Raw genomic sequence first — 26,528 nt, forward strand, 5'->3', positions numbered from 1 at the left:
ATGGGCACTTAAGGCATGCACAATGCTTGCCGAAGGCTTGATACAGTGCTCCATTTTGGGCTTGTAAACCAAAATGGGTGCTACAATTTGAGCTTTTAAAACCAAAGGCATAACGGTCCTTGCCGACCTCCATGTGTTAGCGGTTTATGCGCCACGGAATGGCCGCCAAGCAGATTCCGTGGCGCAAATTCTTCAGTCAAAAACGCTGCTCTTCGCTCGTTTGGCAGTTAGGTACTGAACCAATTTCCAAATCGCCTCTTTAACGTCAACGTCAAGGTCGTCTTCGGTCATTAGATCAACCAACTGATGTTCCAATGGCTTTACTGGAGCAGGACGCTGAACTGGCAACTCGCTCTCTGCTTTCGGCTCATTACCATTGTTCTTTTTTCTCTGTTTGGAACTTTTTCTAGAAGACGAAGATGACGCAATTGGTTTGCGTGCTTTCAAGTGCGAAGACAACGGAACCTCCGCAAAATTTGCTGCAGAAATGAAAAATGCAGCTGATTTATCTACGGTGGAGCCTTTCACATCATAAATTTCGCGTAGATGCTCATCGAACTGGCCAGCCGTTGCAGTCTCCAGATCAATTGAACTATCCCAGAGCGATGAATAGCCAACTCGCAAAATATCCCTCAATATTTGCTTTCGATCCTCGTCAGAGGAATTGACGAAGTCGACAAATTGTTTCGAAGGGATTCCGTTTTCGTCGATCAAGTCCAAAGATTTCAGAGCAGAAATTGTGCTATAAATAACGCTGCCAGACGCTGCACCAAAAACGGTCTTGTCGATTCTGTTTGGCACGCCATCATCCCGCAACTTATTGGAAAAGTTGATAAAAGAAGAAAACGTTGCGTACGGCGCAGACTTTGATGACTGAGAATCGGCCATAAATCACCATAATTGTTTTATGTGTGGCTTTGTCCTAAATACCAAATCGCCACACACAAATCAAACTGATTCGAAATAAGCCGAAAGATCGTCTCCTTTTCCTCTGAATATTTGTTCAAAAATCGATTTTGTGCCCACCCGGCACGGGCGTTTTGCGTAATTAATAAAAGTCGAACTTCCCGAAGCCTATTATGTCTTACGCAGAAAAACATGCATGTGCCTGTGGGGAGGTTTTTGATGATTGCTGCTTTTGCCCTGATCCTTGTCTGCCAGCTGTTTGGCGAAGTGGTCTCGGAACTGTTTGATCTGCCGGTTCCCGGCCCGGTCATCGGTCTGGTGCTGCTGTTTGTCGGCCTTCTGATCAAACGTAACCCGCCCAAGGTTCTGACAGATGCCGCAGATAATCTGCTGATCCATTTCTCCTTGCTGTTTGTTCCGGCCGGGGTGGGCGTTGTGACGCAGATTGACCGCCTCAAAGGTGACTGGTTGCCGATTGCCGCCGCCCTGATCATTTCCACCCTGCTGGCCATGGTGCTGACCGCCCTTTTGATGTCGAAACTGCTGCCCAAGGCCAAACCGGGCGAAAGTCTGGAGGACGGGCAATGAACGAGACCGATATCACCCAGCTTTGGGTTTACCTGTCGGCCAAACCGCTGACCGGGCTGACCATCACGCTTGTCGCTTATGCCATCGGCTTCTGGCTGTATCAGAAAAGCGACCGCAACCCGATCTGCAATCCGGTGGTCATCGCCATTGCCCTGATTGCTCTGTTGCTCAAGGTCACCGGCACACCCTATGCCACCTATTTCGAAGGCGCGCAGTTTGTTCACTTCCTGTTGGGTCCGGCCACCGTGGCCCTTGCCGTCCCGCTCTTCCGGCAGACCGAAACGCTGAAACGTGCGTTGCCAGTCATCGCGTTCGGGGTTTTGTTCGGATCACTGGTTGCCAGTGCCAGCACCGTCATTCTGGCCTGGGCACTGGGCGCAAGTCCGGAAACACTGGCATCCTTGGCCCCGAAATCCGTCACCACCCCGGTCGCCATGGGCATTGCCGAAAATATTGGTGGTGTTCCGGCCCTGACCGCGGTTTGCGTGATTGCGACGGGCATCGTTGGCGCAACCCTCGGCCCGATGGTGATGAATATGGCCCGTCTCAAGGACTGGCGCGCACGCGGCTTTGCCATGGGGGTAGCATCACACGGCATCGGAACGGCGCGGGCGTTTCAGGTCAATGAAACCGCCGGGGCCTTTTCCGGCCTCGCCATGGGGCTCAATACCCTGGCCACCGCATTGACCATCCCGTTCCTGTGGCACTGGATATTTGGCTAAACAAAAAAGGGTGGGCATATGCCCACCCTTTTTCAATTTGGTTCCACGGCAGGTATCCCGCCGCAAACGTGATCCGATCAGCCTGCGCGCAATTGCGACAGAAAGTTCGACACGGTCTTTTGCAGGCTATCGATCTGCTTGGCCATCGCACCAACATTCTGATCAAGTTCACTGGCGGCTGCCCCACTGCTAGCCGCGGCTTCGTGAATCTCGTTGATGTTGGCGACAACCTCGCTCGAACCCGACGATGCACTGGTCGCGCTGTTGGCGATTTCATTGACGGCGGCGTTCTGTTCGCTCACTGCCGAAGAAATGCCTGCTGCGATTTCGCTGATCGATGAAATCGTATGCGTGACCTTTTCAATTGCCTCGACCGTGACCCTGGTCTCGCCCTGAATCGCCCCGATCTGCTGGGCGATTTCGTCAGTTGCCTTGGCGGTCTGGTTGGCAAGGTTTTTGACCTCTTGCGCCACAACCGCAAAGCCCTTGCCGGCTTCACCAGCACGGGCGGCCTCGATTGTCGCGTTCAGCGCCAGAAGGTTGGTCTGGGCCGCGATGTCGTTAATCAAACTCACGACTTCACCGATGCGCTCGGCTGCTTCGGCCAGACCACCAACCATTTCGTTGGCACGCGATGCTTCACCGACTGCGGTTTCGGCAATCGCTGTCGATTCACGGACCTGATCACCGATGCCGCTGATTGAGGCGGAAAGTTCCTCGGTCGCAGCTGCAACCGTTTGAACGCTCTGGGCCGAATCATTGGCGGCCTCAGACACCCGTTGGCTTTGGGTCAGGGAATGATTGGCCGATTCACGCATCAGTTCGGTGGATTTCTGCATGCCGGTCGACGACTGGCGTACAGATGCAACGATCTGGCCAATGGATTGTTCAAGCTCGTGGGCCAGACGGTTGCGCTGTTCCAAACGTTCCTTTTCGGCACGTTTTTCCGCTTCCACCCGGGCGGCCTCGGCCTCACCCATTTTTTCAGCCGTTTCACGCCAACGCACAAGACCATTGGCAATCACGCCAATCTCGTCCTTGCGATCGGTAAAGGAAACTTCCTCGGAAAAGTCACGTTCAACAAATCGGGAAATCGTCTGACCAAGATCACGCAGCGGTCCAAGCTGCCAGCGCAGCAACAGGAACAGCAACACAGCCGACGCGATGGCAACGATAATACCGACAATCGCGATCCGCAGTTCGATCTCGGTCGCCACTTCGGCAACCTGTGCCTTCTCGATCCCGACATAAAGAATGCCAAGCGTATCGCCCGACGGCGATGTAATCGGCGAATATTGCGTTACATATTGCGTCCCAAGAATAAGCGCCTCACCCCGGAACGTATTACCCGACATGATCGGCTGATAGGCCGCACTGCCCTTGCCCAGCATGGTACCAACCGCACGCTGACCGTCCGGCTTGATAATGTTGGTCGAAACACGCACGAAGTCCTGCTCTGCCGGGACAAAGGCGAACACGGTCGCCGTCTGGCCGGTGGCGGCCCCGATCGAGTCAATCAGGTCATGCGACGACAGATCCGGAATTTCGGGAATGACGAGATCGGTGGTTTCACCGTCTTCGCTGATCTTCATGGAAAATTCGGGATGATTATCCTGGAAGATTGTCGCAGCAACGCGAAGGTTCAGTTTCTGCGATTCAAGACTGTCACTTGCCACCTTGTCATCGATGCGCTGCATGATCAGCAAGCCCAGAAGCGCGATGCCCGCAATCAGGATCGCAACGGCGGCGAGTGCCACCTTGAAAATCAAACTTTTCGACATACTTACTCTCATTTCATCGTTGGTCACCGACGAGCCCCTCTAGCAACTAGATCGGCGGTTCAGCATCTTCCCGGGTCTTGGTCGCCTGATTCAGCAGAGATATAAGATATACAATCCTATAAATTAAACTTTAGTATAGAGCAATACTATCGTACATACCTTTTGCAACCTGAACGCGAGTCAACCAACTAAAGATTAATTAATAGTGTAATTACAGTTCGTTACCGATAGGTGAACACCTACCCATAAGATGAACAACCATATCAATAAGCGTCATATGGGGAGTGGCAGACAGAAAACCGAAAAAAATTTCGCCTGTGCCTCGTTTTTTCTACAACGAGGTCCGGGAAGGATGAAATGCGCACAGGTAATGCGCACAGGTAATGCGAAAAGGTCAGGCTGAATATTCGTCTGCTGAATTTGGTTCAGACGCTGAACGGATCTCGATCTGATCGGGTGTCAGTAATCGACCTTGACGAAATAAAGCCCGTCGGCCGGTGCGGTCGGGCCGCCGGCACTGCGATCCTTGGCCTCAAGGGCCGTTTTAACGTCAATCGGCTTCCAGGCACCCTTGCCGACCAGAACAAGTGTGCCAACCATATTGCGCACCTGATGATGCAGGAAAGACCGGCTTTCGGTATGGACGCGGATTTCAAGCGGGTTTTCGATCCCGCGCGTGACTTCAAGCTTTTCCAGCGTCTTGATCGGACTTTTGGCCTGACATTCACTGGCCCGGAAGCTTGTGAAATCAAACGTCCCGATCAGGTGCTGGGCCGCTTCATTCATCGCATCAATATCAAGCGGCTTATAAACACCCCAGGCCAGCCCCGCCTCAAAGGTCAGGGGGGCGCGGCGATTGATGATGCGATACATGTAATATCGTTTCTTTGACGAAAACCGCGCATGGAAGTCTTCCGTGACTTCCTCGCATTCCTTGATCGCCACCGGATCAGGTTTGAGGTGATGGTTGATCGCATTCATCACCGCTTCCGCCGGGTAGTATTTCGGCAGATCGAAATGCACCACTTGGCCCAGTGCATGCACCCCGGCATCGGTTCGGCCCGACACATAGACGCGCACGAATACACCGGCGAATTTTTCGATCGCGGTCTCAAAGACCTTCTGAACCGAAATCACTTCGTCCTGGTACTGCCAGCCGTGATAAGGGCGGCCATCATATTCGACGGTACATTTATAGCGCTGCATGGGCTGTTTTATATCGCCTGATCCAAAAGAAAACGAGGGGCAAAAATGCCCCTCGCTTGCCGCTCCACAATTGCTTGCGGAAACTTACTTCATGCCGTCGCGGTCAAAACCAAGACGCAGACGCAGCGCATTCAGCTTAATAAAGCCTTCTGCATCGCGCTGGTTGTAAACGGTGTCGGCCTCGAACGTGACATGCTCTTCGGAGTAGATCGAGTTCGGCGACTTGCGGCCGGTGACGGTAACGTTGCCTTTGTACAGATCAAGGCGCACAACACCGTTCACAGTACGCTGGGTCTCGTCGATCAGGCGCTGCAGGGCCTGACGTTCCGGCGACCACCAATACCCGTTATAGATCATCTCGGCATAACGCGGCATCAGCTCGTCCTTGAGGTGACCGGCGTTGCGATCAAGCGTGATGCTTTCCATCGCACGGTGTGCAACCGACAGAATGGTACCGCCCGGGGTTTCGTAAACACCGCGCGACTTCATGCCGACATAACGGTTTTCGACCAGATCCAGACGACCAATGCCGTTCTTGCCAGCAACTTCGTTCAGTTTGGTCAGCAAAGTGGCCGGGCTCAGGCGTTCGCCGTTGATCGCAACCGGGTTGCCCTGCTCGAACTCGATCTCGATCGTGGTGATCGCATCGGGGGCGTTCTGCGGCGATACGGTGCGCTCGAACATATTTTCGTCCGGCTTGACCCACGGATCTTCCAGCGCCTTGCCTTCATAGGAAATGTGCAGAAGGTTCGCGTCGGTCGAATAGGGCGGCTCATCGCCACCAAGCTTGTCAGCTGAAATCGGAATCTGGTGTTCGCGGGCAAAGTTCAGCAAAGCCGTACGCGAGTTCAGCTTCCATTCGCGCCACGGTGCGATGACCTTCACGTTCGGCTTAAGCGCATAATAGCCCAGCTCGAAACGGACCTGGTCGTTGCCTTTGCCGGTCGCACCATGGGAAACGGCATCTGCACCGACTTCTTCGGCGATTTCGATCTGGCGCTTGGCAATCAGCGGACGCGCGATCGAGGTACCGAGCAGGTAAACACCTTCATAAAGGGCATTGGCGCGGAACATCGGGAAGACGAAGTCGCGGACGAATTCTTCGCGCAGATCGTCGATGAAGATCTGTTTGACGCCGAACATCTCTGCCTTTTTGCGGGCCGGTTCCAGCTCTTCGCCCTGGCCGAGGTCGGCGGTGAAGGTCACGACTTCGCAGTTATATTCTTCGCGAAGCCATTTCAGGATGATGGAGGTATCCAGACCGCCTGAATAGGCAAGGACGACCTTTTTGACCTGATCGCTCATGGGAGTGACGCCTTTCTTCTTCCGATGTAATGCAGGGCGCGGCACCTAACGCCTGCGTCCTGTCGGGGCTGCAACCCATATGTCGCAAATCGCCCCTAGACCTTGAGCGCGGAGTATAGGAAAACACTACTAGGGGGCAAGACCCAAGATGGGCTTGGCCCGAAAAAGGCACAAAAAGATCGCACTTTTTGCCTCTCTTTTGGAAAAATCCGCGCCGAATGCTCAAGAATACCGAAGAAACCGAGATCGATATGCCCAAAATCGGCCCGCTGCCGGTGCGATTGCGGCCAAGTGCGCGCGCGACGCGACTCAAATTGCGCATTGATCCGGCATTTGACGGTGTCGAAATCGTCGTGCCCAACGGGGTTTCGCGCAAAATGGCGATTTCGATGCTCCATCAGCATGGCGATTGGGTGGCAGCCCACATGCAACGCCTGCCCGAACGGGTTCAATTCATGCCCGGCGCGTGGATTCCCTTCATGGGCCATGATCACGCCATCCGTGCCGTGCCCGATGCCAAACGCGGAGTCTGGGTTGAGGCGGGCGTGATCTGGGTCTCAGGCCAGCCCGAACATACCAACCGCCGGGTGACCGATTTCCTTAAAAAGCAGGCCAAACTTGAAATCGCCCCACGCGCCCATGCCTATGCCGAACAGATCAACAAAAAGGTCAATCGCATCTCGCTCAAAGACACCCGCACACGCTGGGGCAGTTGTTCATCCTCGGGCAATCTGTCTTTCAGCTGGCGGCTGGTGCTGGCGCCGGAAGATGTGCTTGATTACGTCGTCGCCCACGAGGTCGCCCACTTGCAGGAGCTTAATCACTCCGCACGTTTCTGGGCCGTGGTCGATGATTTGTATGGCCCCTCGAAAAAGCAGCAACACTGGCTCAAGAAACATGGCGCAGCCCTGCATCGCTACGGTGCTGGAAGCGCGTAAATATTGAAATGTGAGGAACCCTCACATTTACTCCCAAAGGACGTAAAGCATGCTGATCCCGTTGGAAACCCTGGCGATTTTCATCCCCACTGCCCTGGCGCTGAACATGACGCCGGGCAATGACATGCTGTTTTGTCTGGGACAGGGAATCAAATCCGGGCCGATTGCGGGCAATGCGGCAAGCTTCGGGATTGCCACCGGTGCGCTGATCCACACCATGCTTGCGGGACTTGGACTGGCAGCCCTTGTCGCGGCCTATCCGGTGGCACTTGATGTGCTGCGCTGGGCGGGGATTGCCTATCTGGTGTGGCTGGCAATTGGCGCATTTCGCAGCACCGATCAGCGCCTGAAACCCGCACAAACCAAGAGATCCGGGGCGTTTACCGCATGGCGGGACGGGATTGTGGTGAACTTGCTTAATCCCAAGATCATTGTCTTTGTGCTGGCGTTTATTCCGCAGTTTGTTGATGCGTCGCGCGGGTCGGTGTTGTTGCAATTCCTGATTTTCGGGCTGATTTTGAATATCGGCGGGACGATTATCAATTGTCTGGTGGGGAGTTTTGCCGGGAAAATTGGCCAGGTTCTGTCGCGATCTGCGAAGATTGCGCGCGCCTTTCAGATCGCCACCGGCTGTATCTTTTTGGGCCTTGCTGCCAAGCTGGCGTTTGACCGGAAATAATGAATAATCAGGGTCATTATTCAAATTCAGTGAATAATAGGCCGATACCGGCGTATCACCCCAAATAGGGCCAAATCAAATCCTCATACAATACAGCCGCTGGCCCGCAGATTTGGCAATTCGGCGCGCAGGAAGGCGAGAAACCGTTTTTCCACCGCACTCAGTTCACGTGACGCGGTAAACAGCGCCACATCCCATTCGATGGTCGGGGTCAGGGTGCGGGCGACCACCTTGTTGGTGTCGACCAGAAGGGCTGCGAACGGGTCACTGACCGAAATACCGACATTGCGTTCGACCAGACGCGAGATCGTGCGGATGGTGCGGGCCTCGACCGCGATTTTGCGCGGCCAGCCGGCAATCTGGAAAATATAGTCGATCTTGGTGCGCAAGGGCGATCCGATGGATAGTTCGACAAAGTCTTCGCCGCGCAGCAAATCGATATCGATGGTTTCAAATTTTGCCAGCCGGTGATCGACCGGCATCAGACAGACGGCACGTGATTGCGCCAAGGGCGTTATCACCACATCCGGGTCCTGCAGATCAAGGGTAATGCCGATGCCAAGATCGCACTGCCGGGTGGCAATCATATCCAACATCCCTTCAAGGCCCGTATCGGTAATACTGATCGAAACCTTGGGATGGGCCTGTTTGAACTTGGCAACAACATCAAGCAGATAGGTATCAACATAGATCGGCTGGGCGGCAATGCGGATCGCACCCAACTGATCATTGGCAATCGCACGCGCCTGGGTTTCGACTTCGCGAAACGCGTTTAACGACCGCAACACGGTTGCATGGAACTGCTGGGCCTCGGACGTCGCGATCAGTTGGTTGCGTTTGCGGGTAAACAGTTCAAACCCGACCGATTTTTCAAAATTGTTCAACAGCCGGCTGACCATCGGTTGGCTGATATTCATCGCCTGGGCCGCGCCCGTCACAGAACCGTGGGTCATAAAGGCATTGAAGCTTTCGAGTTCGCGCAGTTTCATCGTGCTTTCCCAAATCCGGATTTCGACCGCAGAACACTGTTCAGTATGTAAATTAGTTATACTGGAATTAATTTTTTGCGTCACCGGTTATAGTTTGTCTATGCAAGAAGGCACAAAAACAAAAGACAGAGTGAAAACCAGTCTGAGCTTCGGCAATTCTGCCACCACCACCCAGGGAGACATGAAAATGTTTCACAAGCTTAAGAAAGCAGCCGGGATTGCTGCCGCAATCCTTGCAACCACATCCATGATTTCGACCGCGCAGGCAGATGCCTATCCTGAAAAAGCCATTACGCTGGTCGCACCTTATGGTGCCGGCGGTGCATCTGACCTGGCCGCCCGTGCGCTGGCAGAAACCGCAAGCAACTATACCGGCGGCCAGCCGGTTGTTGTGGTCAACAAGACCGGCAATGGCGGCATGAATGGCGCGCGCTTCGTTTCCGAAGCCGACCCGGATGGCTATACCCTTCTTCTGTCGCGTGTTGGCATGGCGCTTTATCCGGCCGTCTATACCGACAGCCCGGTTGGCTGGGATGCCTACACCTTCCTTGGCATGCTTGAAGCGACCCCGATGATTTTGGCGGTGAACGCCAATTCCGACATCCAGACCATCGACGAGCTGATTGCCAAAATCAAAGGCAGCAACGGTGCCACCACCTATGCCGCATCCGGCCCCACCGCGATTGACGGCTTTACGGTTCAGGCATTGCTGTCTGACGTTGGTCTTGACCCGCTGACCGCATCCACCCTCGTGCCATATAAAGGCGGCTCTGCACTGGCCGCTGCCCTGCTTGGCGGTCACGTTGATTTCCTCGCCATTGCTGCTGGTTCGCTGATGCCCCACATCGAAGCCGGTAAAATGCGTCCGCTGATGGTCTATTCACCGAAACGCATGGCATCCCTGCCGGATGTTCCGACCGCGAAAGAACTGGGTTATGCCCAGGCCGGTCAGGTCGGCGGCTGGAGCGGGCTTTATGCCCCGAAAGGTCTTCCGGAAGACGTCGTTGCCAAATGGACCGAGATCCTTGGTCAGGTTGCGACCGATGAGCAGTGGCTTGACCTTGCCGAGAAGCGTGGTTCGACCTCGATCATCGGCGATGAAGATCCGGCTGCCTACGTCAAAAGCCAGTTCGAGCTTTATAACGGCATGGCCAAGAAGTTCGGCTACATCCAGTAAGCGTTAGGCCCTGACCCTACCAACATCGTTTAGTTCAGACTTTTGATGCGAGACGGAACCATGAACCAAAATCGTGATTTCTATGCCGGGCTGGTGGCAACGGTGTTCTTTGCCGTCATCCTGTTCGTTCTGATCCCGATCTATGTGAAGGTTCCGTCTTTCATTCCGGGCTTTGCCCCGCCACCGGATATGTGGCCACGGGTTGTGGCCATTGTCGGACTGGTGATGGGGGTTCTTGCGCTTGTTCTGGCCTTCCCGAAAATGCGTGAAGCCAGCCGTGACCGGGTCGAAGGATTTGGCAACCGCATCCTTGGCAACAAGACCCATCTGGTGCGTTTTGCCGGTATCCTGATCGTGTTTGCCGCCTTTGTGTATGGCATGCCCCTGATCGGGTTTGTTCCGGCGACGGTGTTGTTGCTTGGCGTGCTGTTTGTCATGACGGGCAATTTCGAACGCAAGTTCTGGATGATCGGCCTTGCGGTCATTTTCCCGGTTCTTTTGTATCTGCTGTTTACCGAAGTCACGCATACGCCCTTCCCCAAGGGCAAGCTGTTGTCGGCGAACATTTCCCACCTGACCACCCTGATCTGATTGAGAGTTCATCGTTATGTGGAATGAATTGCTTTACGCCTTTCAGGAGGTGGCAACGTTACCGAATTTCCTGGCGATGTTTGCCGGGATCTGGGGCGGTGTGATCATTGGCGCGATCCCGGGCATGACCGGGACCATGGCCGTCACCCTGGCCCTTCCGTTTACGTTCTATCTGTCGCCGGTGACGAGCATTTTGCTGTTGGTTGCGCTGTACAAAGGCTCGACCTATGGCGGATCAATCTCGGCCATCCTGATCAAGACGCCGGGCACGGCATCGGCCGCCTGCACGGTGCTTGACGGCTATCCGCTGGCACGGGCCGGCAAGGGTGGCAAGGCGTTGAACATGGCGTTGATTTCAAGCTGCATCGGCGATTTCATTTCCAACATTTCGCTGTTTTTCCTCGCCATCCCGCTGGCGACATTTGCGCTGCGGGTGGGTCCGCCGGAATTCTTTATGCTGATGGCGTTTTCGCTGACCATTGTGGCGAGTATTTCGGGCCGGTCGCTGGTTCTGGGCATTATTTCGGCCTGCCTTGGCTTGCTTTTGGCGACCGTTGGCGAAGACATGTACGGATCGTTCCGCTTTGCGCTTTCCGAAGACATGAAATCAGGCCTTGGCATGGTGCCGGTTCTGATCGGCCTGTTTGCCCTGCCGGAACTGATCAAGATGATTGTGTTCCGCCCGGAAGATAATGCGGCGGCGATGAAACTGGGCGATAACCGCCTGACCCTTGCCGAGTTTCGCGGATCGATCAAATCGATCTGTCGCGGGTCGATCATTGGCGTGATCCTGGGCGCAATCCCCGGCATCGGTCCGTCGACCGCGGCGTTCTTTTCCTATAGCGAAGCGCGCCGGACCTCGAAAAACGGGGACAAGTTCGGCGACGGCGAGATCGAAGGCATTGCTGCGTCCGAGTCTGCCAATAACGGTGCATGCGGTGCGACCATGATCCCGCTTCTGGCCCTTGGCGTTCCCGGTGATGTGATTACCGGTGTGATGCTGGGTGCGTTCATGATCCATGGCCTGACCCCCGGCCCGCTTCTGTTCCAGAACAATCTGGGCGATGTCTATGCGCTGTTTATCGGCATCCTGTTTAGTTCGGTCTTCCTGTTTGTTGCAGGCAAGGCAACAGCCGGTGCCTTTACCAAGATTTCGCGCATTCCCCAGACGCTGCTTTTGCCCTGCATTCTGATCCTGTGCGTTTATGGCATCTATTCCATCGGGGCGAGCCCGTTTGATGTCACCGTCCTTCTGGTGATGGGTGTGGTTGGCTTTGCCATGATGTTGCTCAACATCCCGGCGGCCCCGTTCCTGATCGCCTTTATCCTTGGCCCGATGTTTGAAGACAATATGCGCCGGTCGCTTGCGATTTCGCGCGGTGATCTGGGTGTGTTCTTCCAGTCATGGATTTCATGGGGCTTCTTTGCCCTGACCGTTCTGTTCGTCATTCTGACCATTCGCCGCGAATGGAAGAAATGGCGCGACAATCGCGATGCCACCAACGCATCCGCGTCCTGACCCAAACAAGAAGATAAAAATGTCCAAACCAAACATGTCCCGCCTTCATCATGCCATCGATCTGCTTGGCAAACTGGTGGCGTTCGACACGACGAGCAAAAACTCCAATCTCGGTCTGATCCATTTCGTCCGTGACTATCTGGCGGAATACGGCATCGAAAGCACCCTGTTCCACGATGAAACCGGGCAGAAAGCCAACCTTCTGGCGACCATCGGCCCCAAAGGGGTGCCGGGCATTGCGCTTTCGGGTCATACCGACGTGGTGCCAGCCCTTGAGACCACCTGGGTCAGCCCGGCGTTTGAGCTGACCGAGCGTGATGGCAAGCTGTTTGGCCGCGGTTCAGCCGACATGAAAGGCTTTTCGGCCTGTGCGCTGGCGATGATCCCGGAACTGGTCAAACGCGACCTTGAAATCCCGTTTCATCTTTGCCTGTCCTATGACGAGGAAGTCGGCTGCATCGGTGTTGGATCAATGGTCGATCATCTGGCGAAAATGGACACGCCACCGCGTCTGGCCGTGATTGGCGAACCGACCAACATGAAGGTGATTAACGGCCAGAAAGGGAAATATTCCATGCGGGTTGGCGTAGCGGGAACGGCAGGACACAGCTCGTTTGCGCCTGATCACGTCAATGCCATCGAATATGGCGCACGTGCGATCAACCTGATTGCCGACAAGGCCCGTGAATTCGAAGAAAACGGCCCGTTTGATGCAGACTTCACCGTGCCGCACAGCACGATGCTGACGACGACGATCAGTGGCGGTACAGCGACCAACGTGACGCCGGAATATTGCGAATTCACCTTTGAAATTCGCCATCTGCCCGATCATGACGCCGAAGCGGTGATTGCCGATCTGCAACAGACCATCATGGAAACCCTTGATGCCGAGATGAAGGCCAAGGCAGAGGATACCGGCTTCACGTTCGAGAAGATATTTTCCTATCCGGGCATGGGTGATTGCACGGATGCGGAAGCGTTTTCCTATGTCAGCAACATCATCCCGGAGATTTCCGGCAAGGTGTCTTATGGTTCGGAAGGTGGGGTGTTTGAAAAACAGGGCAACATCCCGTCAATCATTTGCGGCCCCGGCAGCATCGAGCAGGCCCATAAGCCCAACGAGTTCATTGAAATTTCGCAGATCGAGGAATGCCTGGACTTCCTCGAAGCGCTCACAGATCAGGCTGCTGCAGCCTGATCTCACCATGACGACGCGCCACCCCGCACCGTCAGTTGGTACCCCGCAGTAGAATGTCTCCCAACCCGATGCTGCACCAACGGGGTTCTGACAGGTGAGAAACTCCCGGCCACATCTCCCCTGATGTGGTCATAGCAAGCCAACTTTAAGACCGGCTCGTTTATCGATGCCGGTCTTTTTTTGGGTCTTAACGCAAAGAAGCGGAAATAATTCCGTCGCTTTTTTCGTCTTTTACTAAACTAAAACCACCATTCTTCGGAAATCGCTTGGAGTTAAAGTCAGGAAAAATTGCCAGCCTATTAGAATGAAAAACTATCTTGATCCTGAAAGCCCATTTTCTTTTTCAGATTATTTTCGAAGCTATCGCGGCTCATTGGCTTACCGGCGGTTAAGCCCGCCACAGATTCTTCCAACGTAGTATAGACGACGTTATCTACAACCAATTCGAATCTATTCTCACCTTCAACCTCATCGAAGCGGACCACGAACCACGCAATATCGCAGTTCGATATATCTTCTTCTGTCTTCATTTTGCTCAGAGATTCAAAGAAGGGTCTATCGACAACAATAGCAAGTTTAGTTCCCCAACGTCTAAGTGTTGGTACTTTTGTTTGAAGCTGTGGCATTAAACGTTTGGGTCCAGAGCTTCTATAGTCTGGGCGGCGGCCTTTTGGGTGCGGCATTGGAACTCCATTGCCACTAAATTTTCTAATGGCCGGATAATCGTCTTCCATTTTGGTGCCAGAGAAGTAAACCGCTTGAAGCTCAACAGCACACCAAGTAAATGCCCCACCCTTGGTACTTGCCATTACCATGTCGATTTTGCCAACACTGGGGCCTTTGGTCGCATTTTTCTTCTTAACAGTGCTTTCTAGAAAAGGGATTTCTTTGGCAATTTTGGCATTTTCATCGCCCAGCAAATGTTTGCCAATTTCGCGAAAGACTGTACCGTTTTCGTAAAATCGAGTGGGGCAGGTCGCAGTAAGTGGGCCGAAATTTTGACTTTCGGAGAAGTTCCTAATTGAGCAAACACCACTATTCTTAGAACACTGAAACTGATTCTTTTTCTTATTGGGTGCAAGCTCAGAAAAGCTCAGCAAAAAAGGACAATCAAGGCGAGATTTTGCGTCGAGATCAATTAAATCCTTACGCTCATTGTTGGAGATTCCAACAAAACTTTGTCCGTAAATTTCCCCAATACCGAAACGTTTATTTGGTTGTGGTTTCTTGTCGATTTCGTCAGCATTCACAGTAACTTTTCCCTTCAGTACCTCGAAGGGAGATCAGCTACTCTGCTGCGATCAACCCTTTCGAATCAGCATTTTCGAGACTGACTCGCTCTGAGGCTGCGGTCAACAATGCTTCGGCAACCTTCTTGCCAAGCAGTGGGGGGACCGCATTACCGATCTGAGTATATTGGTCGGTTTTCGAGCCGCGAAAAACAAACCAATCGGGGAAGCTCTGAAGTCGAGCGGCTTCGCGAATTGTAATAGCGCGGTTCTGAATAGGGTGAATGTAGGCTCCCCAGTGGACGTCGCATTTTGTTAAAATGGTACACGAAAGGCCATCGGGCTTCATTCGGCCATAACGTTTTGTATGATCGCTGCGCTTAGCCCGCTTCATACCTTCTGGAAGCAAATCAAATGGAATATCCCGCCATGACCCACCTTGTGGAATGTGTCGCATACGTTCAATGTTGATCGCACCAAGTTTTGGTGCCGAATGATTATGAACTTGCTTCGACCCCTTCCGGATATACTTTTGATACCAACCACGCGCTTCCGCTGCGTAGTCGGCTACTCCCAAATCTTGACCGTTTTCGAGAAATGGCAGATCGCCAATCGCATCCCAAATCGTCGTAAGCTTCTTTAGACCAGGGCCGTGTGTCGGCTGAGGAAACAAAATCGGAGCATCAGTTCGGGTACCAATGAAGAATACGCGCCGGCGTTCTTGCGGAACACCGAACTCCTCTGCCTTCAGCGTTTTAAACTCGACGCGGTAATTCAGACGAGCAAACTCACGACGAATGGTTTCGACAACTTCGCCGCCATCAATTGACGTGATGCCGGTCACGTTTTCCATGACAACCCATTTCGGCTGAAGGTCTTCAACTATGCGAAGATACTCACGAAACAGGTTCGCGCGTTCGTCATGTGTTCCGCGCTGATGATTATAAACTGAATAGGCTTGGCAAGGGGGGCCGCCGACGAGCACATCTAGTTCACCGGGAAACAACTTCGCGGCTCCGAGCAGCTTATTTGCTGTCAAATCTTGAACTGGCCCAGGGATGAAAGTCGATTCAGGGTGTGTCGCGGCATAGGTTTCGCCTGCTGCTTCGAAAAAATCGTTTCCCGCGAGGACATGAAAGCCAGCTTGGCGAAAACCTTCTGACAATCCACCAGCACCGCAAAACAAATCGATGACGGTTTTTTTCATGACTTACCCCTCGGCTTTTTGCCAATTCTTTCAGCACAATATAATCTAGCTATTTTTGAGAACGAATCAAGAACAAACACCTTTTAAAACGTATTTTTTTTGATAAGTTGAATGCTAGAATCTGTTTGCGCGTGCTATGCGCAGTATACGCGAAAGTCAACACTGAAGCGTTAACAGGCCTCAAGCTGGTTTGCGAAATTAGGATACATCAACTGGACTTTTTGTCGATAACTTGTTCCGCAGATTTCAAAACCTCTTGCCCACCCAAATAACTTTTCCTGATGCAATTCAATTGCAGAAAAATGGGACGGAGTGGGCAAAGGGGTTGAACGAAAACAGGCGGCCCGAAGACCGCCTGTAATTTCGTTAAAGACAGTTGAGGTGCCTTACTGCTTGGTGTTGCCTGAACTGTAGCCGGCGGTGAAGTCGCGCCAGCTGTCGTCTTCGCCGATCTTTTTGGAGCGTGCGAGGGCGGCCTTGCCAAGGGACCGGACCGGGATGTTCTGGTGGGCGTGCAGCATGAAATCACGCCAGAGTGCGGCCGGAAGGGCACCGCCAGTGACCTGTTCATCCATCGGGCTGCCATCGTCATTGCCCATCCAGATGCCTGCGACCAGATCGGAGCTGTAGCCGATGAACCAGGCATCGCGGTAATCCGATGTCGTGCCGGTCTTGCCCGCCGACGGGCGGTCGATGATGGCGTTGCGCCCGGTGCCCTTGGACACCACGGCGGCCAGCATGTTGTTCATTTCACCGGCATGCAGCGGGTTCATCAAACGGACCGGGAAGTCGTCAGAGCGTTCATAGAGCACTTCGCCACCCTTGCCGGTGATCTTGCTAACCGCGTGCGGGAAGACGGCAAAGCCGCCATTGGCAACAATCGCGTAGGCACCGGTGAGCTCGAGCATCGAGACTTCGCTGGTGCCAAGGGCCAGGCTTGGTTCCGGTTTGAGTTCCGACGAGACGCCCATGTCACGCGCCTTCTGGATGACCTTATCAAGGCCGACTTCAAGCGAGAGCTGGACCGCGATGGAGTTGTTCGAGGTTGCCACCGCATCGCGGATCGACATGGTGCCGTGATGCTTGCGATCGAAGTTGCGCGGCTCCCAGCCATCAATGACAATCGGCCCGTCGCGCATCCAGTCATTCGAGCCAAAGCCGTTTTCAAGCCCGGCGAGATAGACAAACAGCTTGAAGACCGAGCCCGGCTGACGGCGGGCCTGCGTCACACGGTTATACTGGCTTTCATAGTAGTCACGACCGCCAACCATGGCACGCACGGCCCCATCGGGGGTCATCGCCAGAAGGGCGGCCTGCCCGACATGGTGTTCCTTGGCCCCGTTACTGGCGAGTGCACGCAGAAGGTTTTCTTCGGCGATGGCCTGAAGACGGGAATCAAGCGTGGTATAAACCAGAAGATCCTGATCGACATAGCCGACATAATCTTTCACACGATCAAGCACCCAATCCGTGAAATAGCGCACCCCCGGCCCTGCCTGTGCAGCACGTGCGGTGCGCACACGGGTCTGTTTGGCGCGTTCGGCGCGTGCCTTGGTCAGCGCACCGGTCGATGCCATGGCCTCTAACACGACATTGGCGCGTTCGGCCGCAAGTTTCGGATCGACCATCGGGTTGTAGCGACTTGGTGCCTTGGGCAGGCCGGCCAATACGGCGGCTTCATACAGGTTCAGACGCCTAGGATCGGTGCCGAAATAATGGCGGGCGGCGGCATCAATGCCATAGACGCCCGATCCGAAATAGATGCGGTTGAGATAAAGCGAGAGGATTTGTTGCTTATCGAATTTGAATTCCAGCCAGAGGGCCAGAAGCACTTCTTCGATCTTGCGGCCAAAGGAGCGTTCCGGTGACAGGAACAGGTTTTTGGCCAGCTGCTGGGTGATGGTGCTGCCGCCCTCGGCAATGCGGCCAGCGGTCAGGTTGGCCCATGCCGCGCGCATGATGCCGACGACATCAATCCCGAAATGGTCATAGAAACGGCGGTCTTCGATGGAAACAAACGCCTGACCGACATAGTCGGGAAGGTTGCGGACCTCGACCGGGTTGCCATAGCGATTGCCATAGGCCGCGAGGTTTTGGCCATCAATACTGATCACACGGATGGACGGTTTGCGTTCGCTTGCGACATCAAAGCTGACCTTGTCGGGCAGACCATAGCCGTAATAGGCAACAACCCCGCCGCCCAGAACCATGACCCAGATCGAGCCGAGCACGATGAATTTGGCAATGGCTTCGGGCCCCGGAATCATATCGCCCAGACGGGCAAAAAGACTGCCGCCTTTCTTGCCCGAACTGCTGACGCGCTTTTTCGGCTTTTTGGAACCTGTCGCGCCTTTACGGACGCTCTTTTTCCTTTTGAATTCTCTTTGGGCCACAAAAGCACCTATCGGTCTGGTCCGGGCCGTGCACACGCCAACCTGCCCGTCATATCCGCACAACCCCAAAGTGCGTCTGACAGGCGATAGCGCCGCATTTTCCGGCGAATTTCAATTTTTATGTCCCAACCGAGGAGGGAGTCCCCCGTCTCCCCGTTTTGCGACGGTTTTATCCGTTATTGTCCGTTTGCACTGTCAACCTGACCCATTTTCCACAGATCCTTGACGCCATCGCCTGCGCGACGGCGTTCAGACGATGCACGGACCATGGAACGGATGGGTAAACCATCATGCGCTTCCAGCATAAATAACCGCCACAAAGACGCAAGTTCTACCTCGCCGCGGACATCCATCTGTGACCGATTGTCATTCCCCGCCCAGACGGTTGTGATCAGATCGGACGAGAACCCGACATACCATGCATCGGTGCGGCCACCGGCCACCGTGCCGTAGCCGGCAAACGGACGATCCAGACGCACTTGCGGGTCGGTGACACTGGCAAACAAAACGTAGGACGCCTGAATCCCCTCGTCGGTCAGGCGTTTTTCCTGCACTTCCTCGACCCGTTGATAAACAGGGGGCGTGCTATTATCGCCCGTATAGGACACCCGATTGATCAGGGTCATCTGGGGTGGTTTGCCGGAGTTTTGCGGCAGGGCATGAATGGCTGTGACGTCGCTGATCGTCACCGGATCAAGGCCGACGACGGTGCGGATATCACTCGATAGCGGGCTTTTGATGCCGATATTGTGGGCATATTGGCGGACATTCAACAGACCAAAGTGATCGGCAAGGTTGGTTGGCACCGTGTTGACATCACGCACGAATGCCTCGCGCAGTGAAATCATGCCCATATAATCGTGGTCCGGGTTGATCGGACGCCAGCCGCCGACCGCCATGCGGTTATCGCGCACCCATTGGGCCGGATCGCTGTTTTCATTGAGCGCATAGTAATAGGTCGCGATCTTGATCATCCGCCCGGGCGAATGGCGGACATCGGTGACCCGGTTGCGCTGGAAGGGTGAGTAATTCAGCCCGCCGATCAGGGCGCGAATGCGGCCTTCGGGGCTGATGGACAGCAATCCCGTCTGTGACGCGCCGCGCGGCTTGAAACGCAGTTCGGCGATTTCCGGCACAATTTCCTGCGCCAGATTTTGAATTTTCCAGTCGATGCTGGTGAGCACATCAATGTCGCGGCTGCTGTAACCGACAATATCGGCGACTTCTTCAAGCACCATATCAACGACATAGCCCGACAGGACGTTTTCCTCGTACTGCACATCGAGTTTCGGTTCGAGCAAGGTCAGGGCCGAAACACGATCGGCCTCGATAAACTTGTACTGTGCGAGACGGGCCAAAATCTTGTTGGCTTCTTCGGCGGTTTCGCGCGGATAAAACAGCGGGCTGAAGGTTTCCGGGTCGCTGATGGCGGCGGCCAGAACGGCGGCCTGATGCAGGGTCATGCGTTCGGCAGGCCCGCCATACCAAAGACGCGATGCCGCCGAGATGCCAAAGATGCCGCGCCCGACATAGGCGCGTTCAAGGTAGCTTCGCAAAATGGTTTTCTTGCTGAAACTCCATTCCAGCCAGAGGGCGACAAGAAATTCCTGGATATGGCGGCCCGGGCCGCTGTCCTTGGTTTTAAAAAAGCTGCGCGCGACCTTCATCGTGATGGTTGAGCCGGGCGCATTTTCGGTGCTGAACATGCGCGCAACATCCGCACCCGAAACACCCAGATGATCAAAAAACGTCGGATCGGTGGCGGCGACAAAAACGTTCTGAACCCGTTCGGGCAAGGTGGTCAGCGAGACATCCTGGCTATAGTGGCCCTTGATGGTTTCAAGCAGCGCACCGTCATACCCCAGAATACGGACTTCGGGGCTGCGGACCATGTTGCGGCTGAGATCAAGGTTGGACTTGATCGTAAACAGGCTGCCGAAGATGGCAAGGAACAGCAAGGAGAAGCTCAGGCCGAACACGATCATGCGTTTGCGGCGCTGACGTTTGCGGATCTCGCGCAGTTCCTTTTCGGCGATGCGTTTCATCGCTGCGTTGGCCGCTGTCCTGCCGCCTTGTTCGTTGTCGTCGTTTTCTTCTGCCACGCCGAATATCCGTTATTGCTCGCGGTTTTTGCTTATTCTCTGACAGTAAAGCGCCAAGCCGTTAATAAAGTACTTTAAATCGCCAGATTTATCATACGAACGTATGGTAACGCCGCTGGTAAGAGATGTGATGGCCGCGACCATATCCGAACGCGCGGCGGGTGACTGTGATCAATGATATGGCGATGCAGATTTTGCTTGCCAACTTGCGCCCATCTCTCAATATGTCTCGGTGGGCAGGCGATGGCGTCGCCAGCGTGAGAACGATCAGAAGCACGCGCCCAATCCATCACCAACCATATCCTGAACGCCGGGATCTTGCTTTGTCGTTGTCATGACAGGGGGAGGTCTTTGTCCCTTTGCATGCGCAACGCGTAAAAAAGGGAACGCGCTTATGGATCGCCCGGAATTTTACCGTTTTCACCAAGGTGACCGCGTGCTGCCGTTCGAGGCGGCCGAATATGAGGCCCGTCTTGCGGGTCTGCGCAAGATCATGAATGACACCGGCGTTGAGGCCTGTGTTTTCACCTCCATGCATAACATCGCCTATTATTCAGGCTTCCTCTATTGCGCCTTTGGCCGGCCTTACGGGCTTGTTGTGACCGCATCGGAAAATGTCACGATCAGTGCCGGGATTGATGCCGCCCAACCGTGGCGGCGCTGTCATGGCGATAACATCACCTATACCGACTGGGCCCGAAACAATTACTGGCGCGCCATTCTTTCGGTGACCGGGCCGGGCAAGGTGATTGGCTTTGAGGGCGATCATATCAACCTGACGCAAAAGGCGCTTTTGGATGAGTTCCTGAAACCCGCCAGCAGCAAGGACATCGCGCCGGCCACCATGCGCCAGCGCATGCACAAGTCGCCTGCCGAGATTGCCCTGATCCGGCATGGGGCGCAGGTCGCCGATGTCGGTGGCTATGCCATCCGGGACGCGATCAGGGAAGGTGTGCGTGAAATTGATGTCGCCATGGCCGGGCGCGATGCGATGGAGCTTGAAATCGCCAAGCGGTTCCCGCATGCGGAATATCGCGATACGTGGGTCTGGTTCCAGTCAGGCATCAATACCGACGGGGCACATAACCCGGTGACGGCACGCAAGCTTAAACGCGGGGATATCCTGTCGCTTAACACGTTTCCGATGATTTCGGGTTATTACACAGCGCTTGAACGCACGCTTTTTGTTGGCGAGGTCGATGAGGCCAGCATGAAAATCTGGGAGGCCAATGTCGCGGCCCATGAATACGGCATGAGTTTGCTGAAACCCGGTGCGTCCTGTGCGCAGGTAACAGAGCAGATCAACGCGTTCTTTGCCGAGCGGGATTTGCTGCAATACCGCACATTTGGCTATGGCCACAGCTTTGGCGTGCTGTCGCACTATTATGGCCGGGAAGCGGGACTTGAGCTGCGTGAAGATATCGACACCAAACTTGAGCCCGGCATGGTGATCAGCATGGAGCCGATGCTGACCATTGCCGAGGGCAACCCGGGGGCGGGGGGATACCGCGAGCATGACATTCTGGTGATTACCGAAGACAGCAATGAAAACATCACCGGCTATCCCTATGGCCCGGCATTCAATGTGGTTGGTTAGGTAAGGATAGCGTGTTTCAAGAAATGGGCCCGATAACGGGCCCATTTCCGGATTGAGTGCGCATCGGACAGGGAGACTGGATGGGCAACCCGTGCGCACCCAATAATGTCACGGTGGGCCAATCAGGATGGATTGGCACTTAAAACCGTGACATTCGCGCGGTTCAGATTGAGAGGTGTGAAATCGTGGTTTGGCGGCGTGCGCCCCATGGGTCCAAGGGCCTCAGGGTCCAGATCGGACAATAGAGGCTGTCTGCTGTCCTTTTCAGACACCACCGCCTGTTGGCCGTAAAGCTGCCAGTCGATGCCAAGATCGGGATCGTTCCAGGCAATCCCGCGATCATGGTCGGGACTGTAATAGTTCGAGGCCTTGTACATGACATGGGTGTCGGGCTTGAGCGTTTTGAAGCCGTGCGCGAAGCCTTCGGGGATCCAGAGCTGGTACCAGTTTTCAGCACTGAGTTCGATCTTGATGTGCTGACCAAAGGTCGCAGAGCGCGGGCGGATATCTACCGCAACATCAAGGATCGCACCTTGTGTCACGCGGATCAGTTTGCCCTGGGCATAGGGGCAGGTCTGAAAATGCAGGCCGCGGATGGTGTTGATCGGAACGCTGATCGAATGGTTTTCCTGCACCAGATCAATATCGCCCACCACCTCGCAGAAATCGTCATAGCGAAAGGTTTCGGCAAAAACACCGCGTTTGTCCCGATGTCGGTTGGGCACAAACAAAACCGGACCTTCGATATCAAACTCGGTAAATTCGACAGGCATTGTTCATTACTCCTTGATCGAGATCGGAACACGGATCAGTTGGCGCGGCACACGCCAGCGATCCTTGTAGGGTTTCGGGACAAGACGGACGAAAACGAGGCTGGCTTCGTCATCAACCGTGCCAAACAGACGATCTGTGCTGTCTTCGTCGATGATCGACGGATAGGCCGAGAAGGTTTCGCCCTCTGCCGCGTCGCGTTGCAAAGGCTGGCGATAGAGCAGTTTGGGTTCCGACCAGTTTTTGAGATCCGTCGAGGACGAATAGAAAAAGCCGGCAATGTCGGGCTCGCCCTTTTTGCGGATGCGATGAAGGTAAACGGTGATGAAACTGTTTGATCCTTCGTGGCGGACCAGCCCGCGGATGGAAGAAACACCGACCGGCCCGACGCGTGCGCATTCGGTTTCGCGTGCCGACCATCCCTGATCGGTCAGGGTTGCGGCCAGCTCGAAACTTGAGCCGTTCCAGACATCCCATCGTTTGGGATCATCAATCGGGGCGCGTACCAGACAATTGCGCGACTCTTCCCAGTTATCGGCGCGACGCCAGACAATGGCGTAATAGTAGTTCTGCCAGGAGATGATGTTGGTCACCGTCACATAGCTTGGCGCGCGTTTGCGGTCATCGCGATAGGGTTCAGGCGGCGGAAACGGTGCGTGATGAGGCGGATTGCCGAGATAGTCAAAGGTCTTGCCGCCATCAGAAGATTTCAGCGTCACCAGACCATTGATCCAGCAATCGGTGCGCTTGGTGCGGCCCTTGCACGGCATGTCATGGCGATAGGGCATGAAACTGGCACTGCCCAGGGCATAAACATCGCGCCCGTCACGGGTATAGATCGCCTGAAGCCAGGTGCGGTCATCAAGCAGTTCGGGTACGGCTTTGCCCGCCGCCTTGAAGCGGCTGTCGCAATCGGGTTTCAGGCTGTTAAAGCCATAACCGACAAAGGCCCGGTTCTGAAAGTTGGGCGCAAACAGAACCATTTGGCCCTGATTGTTGCGAAAGGCGCGCGCCGGTGAATCGGGCAGATGATGGTTGTCACATCCGGTGACGTCGCTATCAAAGATGACGGTTTCGGTGCCAGAGACAGTTACTTCGGCGGCCCGCAAATCCGGGTTCCAGCCAAACATGCCACCGACCGACAATCCGATCAGGAATGCCGAGAGACCTGTGATGCGTTTTGAGAAACGAAGTATGCCCAAGGTTTCACCCGCCAGGTTTGCAAATCAAATGAGAAAGTGTGGTGCGTGGCGTTACTGGGGGTTACGCCACGCACCAGACAGCAAGGTCACGCCGCCTCTGCGACGTATGGGGCCGGGGTACTGCCCAGACGGTGTGCCATGCTGTTTTCTTCAAGGAAGTTTTTCAGATCGCCAAATCGCTTCTGATAAGTCTTTTCGAACAGATCGAAATCGGCGTTATCCCAGGCTTCCTCGAACGAGAATTTGTCCATGTAGCGACCATCAACGAACGGAATGCCAAGTGTGCGGACAAATTCGCGGGTGCGCGTGTCATAGGTGACATAAAGGGCCGGAACTTCGTTGGCCAAGGCCAGCAAATTGCCATGCAGGCGATAGCCGGTCACCGCATCAAGGTTCTGTTCGGCCCGTTCAAAATCGGCAACACTTTCAAACACCGAAAGCGATGATTTATAGAGGTCCAGCAACGGATCCCTGGGGCCGTAGAACCACTTTTCCGCGGTCAGCTTTTTGACAGCCTCGTCCATCACAGACGCGTCATTTTCGACCTGTTTGGATCGCGCGTAATAGATCTGCTTTTCTTCGAGTTCGCCGGCACAGAGGATTTCCGTGTCGTAGCGTTCGGCCAGTGTGCGCAGCATAAAGCGTTGCTGGGTCTGGAAACCGTGCGTCTTGCGGCGAAGCGTAAAGCCCAGCCTTTTGATCGATGCGGCATCAACCCGGCGCAATTTCAGTTCCGGTTTGCAATGGCGGAACGCCGTCGGGCAGCCAAAGATGCGGACATTTTTGATCCCGATCGAATTCAGCGCCTTCTTCGACAGATTGCCGCGCACACCAATCGATGCCGAGCGATCTGCAACCAGGTTCAAGAAACGCCGGGTCGACTCATTGACGTAGTTTTCGGAATTGTCGGGAACCTGAACACCGATGCCAAAGGCAATCACGGGGACCTTGGTTTTTTCAAGAACCGCTGTGATCGGATCCCATTGACCGTTGGTGTTGATATAGTTCGATCCGCGCAGAAAGATGTAATCCAGCCGATTGATCTGTTCGATCTGGGTTTCCGAAATATTGCCGTCAGACGGCACATAGATCGGAAAAAGTTCGGAATAATCGAGAATGCGCAGCGAGGAATCATAGACAAAGCAGTCACCGATATTGGTGAAAAGCGTCTTTGCCTTTTCCGGCGCATTATAGGTGTGGGTGACAACACCAAGATTGCCCTCAAGACGGCCAGCGGGCATCAATACGCCAATACGGGGCTTGCGCCCCCCAGTGGGGAGTTCGGGTGCCATTTCATGCTCCTGCGTGTTTGGTTCGTGTCATTTTTGACGTTGTTTCGAACCGTTGCTCGTGTCTGGAAGTGCAGGTCTTGCGAGATGCGGTTAAGCCGCACTGACCTCGCGGGATTTAAGGCTTTGTTCCCAATCAAGGGCATGGCGCACGATGTCTTCGAGGTCATCATGAACCGGGGTCCAGCCGAGTTTCTGGCGAATACGATCGGCCGCCGCAATCAGGGCTGCCGGATCACCGGGGCGACGGTCGGCAAGTTCGACTTCGAAATCAACGCCAGATACCTTTTTGACCGCACCGATCACTTCGCGTACCGAGAAACCGCGCCCATAACCGCAATTCATCACGTCGCTTTCGCCGCCGCGTTCAAGATATTCAAGTGCGAGAACATGGGCATTGGCGAGGTCGGAGACATGGATGTAATCGCGAATGCAGGTGCCATCGGGGGTTTCGTAATCTTCGCCGTAAATGGCCATTTGCGGACGCGTACCGGTTGCCGCCTGGCTTGCGATCTTGATCAGATGGGTTGCCTTGCGCGATGTCTGGCCAGAACGGCCTTTGGGATCGGCACCGGCAACATTAAAGTAACGCAGCGCGACATAGCGCAAGTCATGGGCGATGGCGGCATCGGCCAACATCTTTTCGGTCATCATTTTTGATGTGCCATAGGGCGAGATCGGCTTAAGGGCGAAGTCCTCGTTAATCGGGGTGGCTTTTGGTTCGCCGTAAACCCCCGCGGTCGAGGAAAAGATGAAATGCTTTACGCCGCTATCCACAGCAACTTGCAAGAGCGCACGCGAATTGACCGTGTTGTTGCGGTAATATTCCAGCGGATAGATGACCGAGTCCGGGACAATGATCGACCCGGCAAAATGCATGATCGCCGTCACGTCATGTTCGGCGATGACACGACGCACCAGATCTTCGTCGCCACAATCACCTTCAACGAAGGCCGCCCCGGTTGGCACTGCCCAGCGATGCCCCTGACTTAGGTTATCCAGCACGACGACATCGCGCCCGCCATCGAGAAGTGCCAGTGCCGCGTGACTGCCGATATACCCTGCGCCACCTGTTACAAGTACAGTCATTGCCGTGTCTCCTTGTTGATGTTGCCTGTTTTGGTTCAGGCTGCTTTGGA

22 protein-coding genes are annotated in these 26,528 nt (G+C 54.6%); 9 read left to right on the forward strand and 13 right to left on the reverse strand.

The window, feature by feature from the left end:
* Positions 1 to 192: 192 nt before the first annotated feature.
* Complete coding sequence (locus B2T33_RS06120) at positions 193 to 888, reverse strand: DUF5343 domain-containing protein (protein ID WP_063085873.1); 696 nt, start codon at positions 886 to 888, stop codon at positions 193 to 195.
* 237 nt (positions 889 to 1,125) lie between these two features.
* On the opposite strand from B2T33_RS06120, the gene B2T33_RS06125 reads away from it, so the two are divergent.
* Positions 1,126 to 1,494, forward strand: coding sequence for a CidA/LrgA family protein (locus B2T33_RS06125; RefSeq protein WP_063085876.1), 369 nt, complete (start codon positions 1,126 to 1,128; stop codon positions 1,492 to 1,494).
* The gene (locus B2T33_RS06130; protein ID WP_063085879.1) at positions 1,491 to 2,216 is read left to right on the forward strand and encodes an LrgB family protein; all 726 of its coding nucleotides are present in this window, start codon (positions 1,491 to 1,493) and stop codon (positions 2,214 to 2,216) included. Before B2T33_RS06125 ends, B2T33_RS06130 begins: the two co-directional genes overlap by 4 nt.
* A 77-nt stretch (positions 2,217 to 2,293) precedes the next feature.
* Here the strand turns inward: B2T33_RS06130 and B2T33_RS06135 are convergent, their stop codons facing one another.
* The 3 genes from B2T33_RS06135 to B2T33_RS06145 all read right to left on the reverse strand — a co-directional run bounded on the left by B2T33_RS06135 (position 2,294) and on the right by B2T33_RS06145 (position 6,508).
* Positions 2,294 to 3,997 carry a methyl-accepting chemotaxis protein gene (locus B2T33_RS06135; protein ID WP_063085882.1) on the reverse strand — a complete coding sequence of 568 codons (1,704 nt, stop codon included), beginning with the start codon at positions 3,995 to 3,997 and terminating at the stop codon, positions 2,294 to 2,296.
* Positions 3,998 to 4,456: 459 nt separating this feature from the next.
* The gene (gene truA, locus B2T33_RS06140) at positions 4,457 to 5,203 is read right to left on the reverse strand and encodes a tRNA pseudouridine(38-40) synthase TruA (protein WP_063085885.1); all 747 of its coding nucleotides are present in this window, start codon (positions 5,201 to 5,203) and stop codon (positions 4,457 to 4,459) included.
* A gap of 84 nt (positions 5,204 to 5,287) precedes the next feature.
* Entirely contained in the window at positions 5,288 to 6,508 is a 1,221-nt protein-coding gene (locus B2T33_RS06145) for an argininosuccinate synthase (RefSeq protein ID WP_008889015.1), read from the reverse strand.
* 218 nt (positions 6,509 to 6,726) lie between these two features.
* Between B2T33_RS06145 and B2T33_RS06150 the strand changes: the two genes are divergently transcribed.
* Positions 6,727 to 7,446 (forward strand): M48 family metallopeptidase, encoded by a 720-nt coding sequence (locus tag B2T33_RS06150; protein ID WP_063085888.1) that lies wholly within the window; start codon positions 6,727 to 6,729, stop codon positions 7,444 to 7,446.
* 49 nt (positions 7,447 to 7,495) lie between these two features.
* On the forward strand, positions 7,496 to 8,125 hold the full coding sequence (locus B2T33_RS06155; RefSeq protein ID WP_286791474.1) for a LysE family translocator: 630 nt from the start codon (positions 7,496 to 7,498) through the stop codon (positions 8,123 to 8,125).
* Between the two features lie 83 nt (positions 8,126 to 8,208).
* Here B2T33_RS06155 and B2T33_RS06160 read toward each other — a convergent pair whose 3' ends face one another.
* The gene (locus B2T33_RS06160) at positions 8,209 to 9,114 is read right to left on the reverse strand and encodes a LysR family transcriptional regulator (RefSeq protein WP_063085894.1); all 906 of its coding nucleotides are present in this window, start codon (positions 9,112 to 9,114) and stop codon (positions 8,209 to 8,211) included.
* A gap of 187 nt (positions 9,115 to 9,301) precedes the next feature.
* On the opposite strand from B2T33_RS06160, the gene B2T33_RS06165 reads away from it, so the two are divergent.
* From B2T33_RS06165 to argE, 4 genes are read left to right on the forward strand one after another with little or no spacing between them, the layout of a single operon-like run.
* On the forward strand, positions 9,302 to 10,291 hold the full coding sequence (locus B2T33_RS06165; RefSeq protein ID WP_286791477.1) for a Bug family tripartite tricarboxylate transporter substrate binding protein: 990 nt from the start codon (positions 9,302 to 9,304) through the stop codon (positions 10,289 to 10,291).
* 60 nt (positions 10,292 to 10,351) lie between these two features.
* A complete protein-coding gene (locus B2T33_RS06170; protein ID WP_286791479.1) occupies positions 10,352 to 10,882 on the forward strand; it encodes a tripartite tricarboxylate transporter TctB family protein in 531 nt (176 codons plus the stop codon).
* 16 nt (positions 10,883 to 10,898) lie between these two features.
* Positions 10,899 to 12,401, forward strand: coding sequence for a tripartite tricarboxylate transporter permease (locus B2T33_RS06175; protein ID WP_286791482.1), 1,503 nt, complete (start codon positions 10,899 to 10,901; stop codon positions 12,399 to 12,401).
* 19 nt (positions 12,402 to 12,420) lie between these two features.
* Positions 12,421 to 13,599, forward strand: coding sequence for an acetylornithine deacetylase (gene argE / locus B2T33_RS06180; RefSeq protein WP_286791487.1), 1,179 nt, complete (start codon positions 12,421 to 12,423; stop codon positions 13,597 to 13,599).
* Positions 13,600 to 13,898: 299 nt separating this feature from the next.
* Here argE and B2T33_RS06185 read toward each other — a convergent pair whose 3' ends face one another.
* The 4 genes from B2T33_RS06185 to B2T33_RS06200 all read right to left on the reverse strand — a co-directional run bounded on the left by B2T33_RS06185 (position 13,899) and on the right by B2T33_RS06200 (position 20,530).
* Positions 13,899 to 14,849, reverse strand: a complete 951-nt coding sequence (locus tag B2T33_RS06185) for a NotI family restriction endonuclease (protein ID WP_286791488.1) — start codon at positions 14,847 to 14,849, stop codon at positions 13,899 to 13,901.
* Between the two features lie 37 nt (positions 14,850 to 14,886).
* Complete coding sequence (locus tag B2T33_RS06190) at positions 14,887 to 16,035, reverse strand: DNA cytosine methyltransferase (protein ID WP_286791489.1); 1,149 nt, start codon at positions 16,033 to 16,035, stop codon at positions 14,887 to 14,889.
* 386 nt (positions 16,036 to 16,421) lie between these two features.
* The gene (locus B2T33_RS06195; protein ID WP_286791490.1) at positions 16,422 to 18,428 is read right to left on the reverse strand and encodes a transglycosylase domain-containing protein; all 2,007 of its coding nucleotides are present in this window, start codon (positions 18,426 to 18,428) and stop codon (positions 16,422 to 16,424) included.
* 176 nt (positions 18,429 to 18,604) lie between these two features.
* Positions 18,605 to 20,530, reverse strand: coding sequence for a transglycosylase domain-containing protein (locus B2T33_RS06200; protein WP_286791491.1), 1,926 nt, complete (start codon positions 20,528 to 20,530; stop codon positions 18,605 to 18,607).
* Between the two features lie 394 nt (positions 20,531 to 20,924).
* On the opposite strand from B2T33_RS06200, the gene B2T33_RS06205 reads away from it, so the two are divergent.
* Positions 20,925 to 22,127, forward strand: a complete 1,203-nt coding sequence (locus B2T33_RS06205) for an aminopeptidase P family protein (protein ID WP_286791492.1) — start codon at positions 20,925 to 20,927, stop codon at positions 22,125 to 22,127.
* A 122-nt stretch (positions 22,128 to 22,249) separates the two neighbouring features.
* Here the strand turns inward: B2T33_RS06205 and rfbC are convergent, their stop codons facing one another.
* The 4 genes from rfbC to galE all read right to left on the reverse strand — a co-directional run bounded on the left by rfbC (position 22,250) and on the right by galE (position 26,478).
* The gene (gene rfbC / locus B2T33_RS06210) at positions 22,250 to 22,900 is read right to left on the reverse strand and encodes a dTDP-4-dehydrorhamnose 3,5-epimerase (protein ID WP_286791493.1); all 651 of its coding nucleotides are present in this window, start codon (positions 22,898 to 22,900) and stop codon (positions 22,250 to 22,252) included.
* 6 nt (positions 22,901 to 22,906) lie between these two features.
* Positions 22,907 to 24,100: a hypothetical protein gene (locus B2T33_RS06215; RefSeq protein WP_286791494.1), complete on the reverse strand. Its 1,194-nt coding sequence runs from the start codon at positions 24,098 to 24,100 to the stop codon at positions 22,907 to 22,909.
* Positions 24,101 to 24,186: 86 nt separating this feature from the next.
* Positions 24,187 to 25,392: a polysaccharide pyruvyl transferase family protein gene (locus B2T33_RS06220; protein WP_286791495.1), complete on the reverse strand. Its 1,206-nt coding sequence runs from the start codon at positions 25,390 to 25,392 to the stop codon at positions 24,187 to 24,189.
* 90 nt (positions 25,393 to 25,482) lie between these two features.
* Complete coding sequence (gene galE, locus B2T33_RS06225) at positions 25,483 to 26,478, reverse strand: UDP-glucose 4-epimerase GalE (RefSeq protein WP_008888998.1); 996 nt, start codon at positions 26,476 to 26,478, stop codon at positions 25,483 to 25,485.
* Positions 26,479 to 26,528 lie beyond the last annotated feature (50 nt).

This window comes from Thalassospira sp. UBA4513 (genome assembly GCF_002388495.1).
GTDB lineage: Bacteria > Pseudomonadota > Alphaproteobacteria > Rhodospirillales > Thalassospiraceae > Thalassospira > Thalassospira tepidiphila.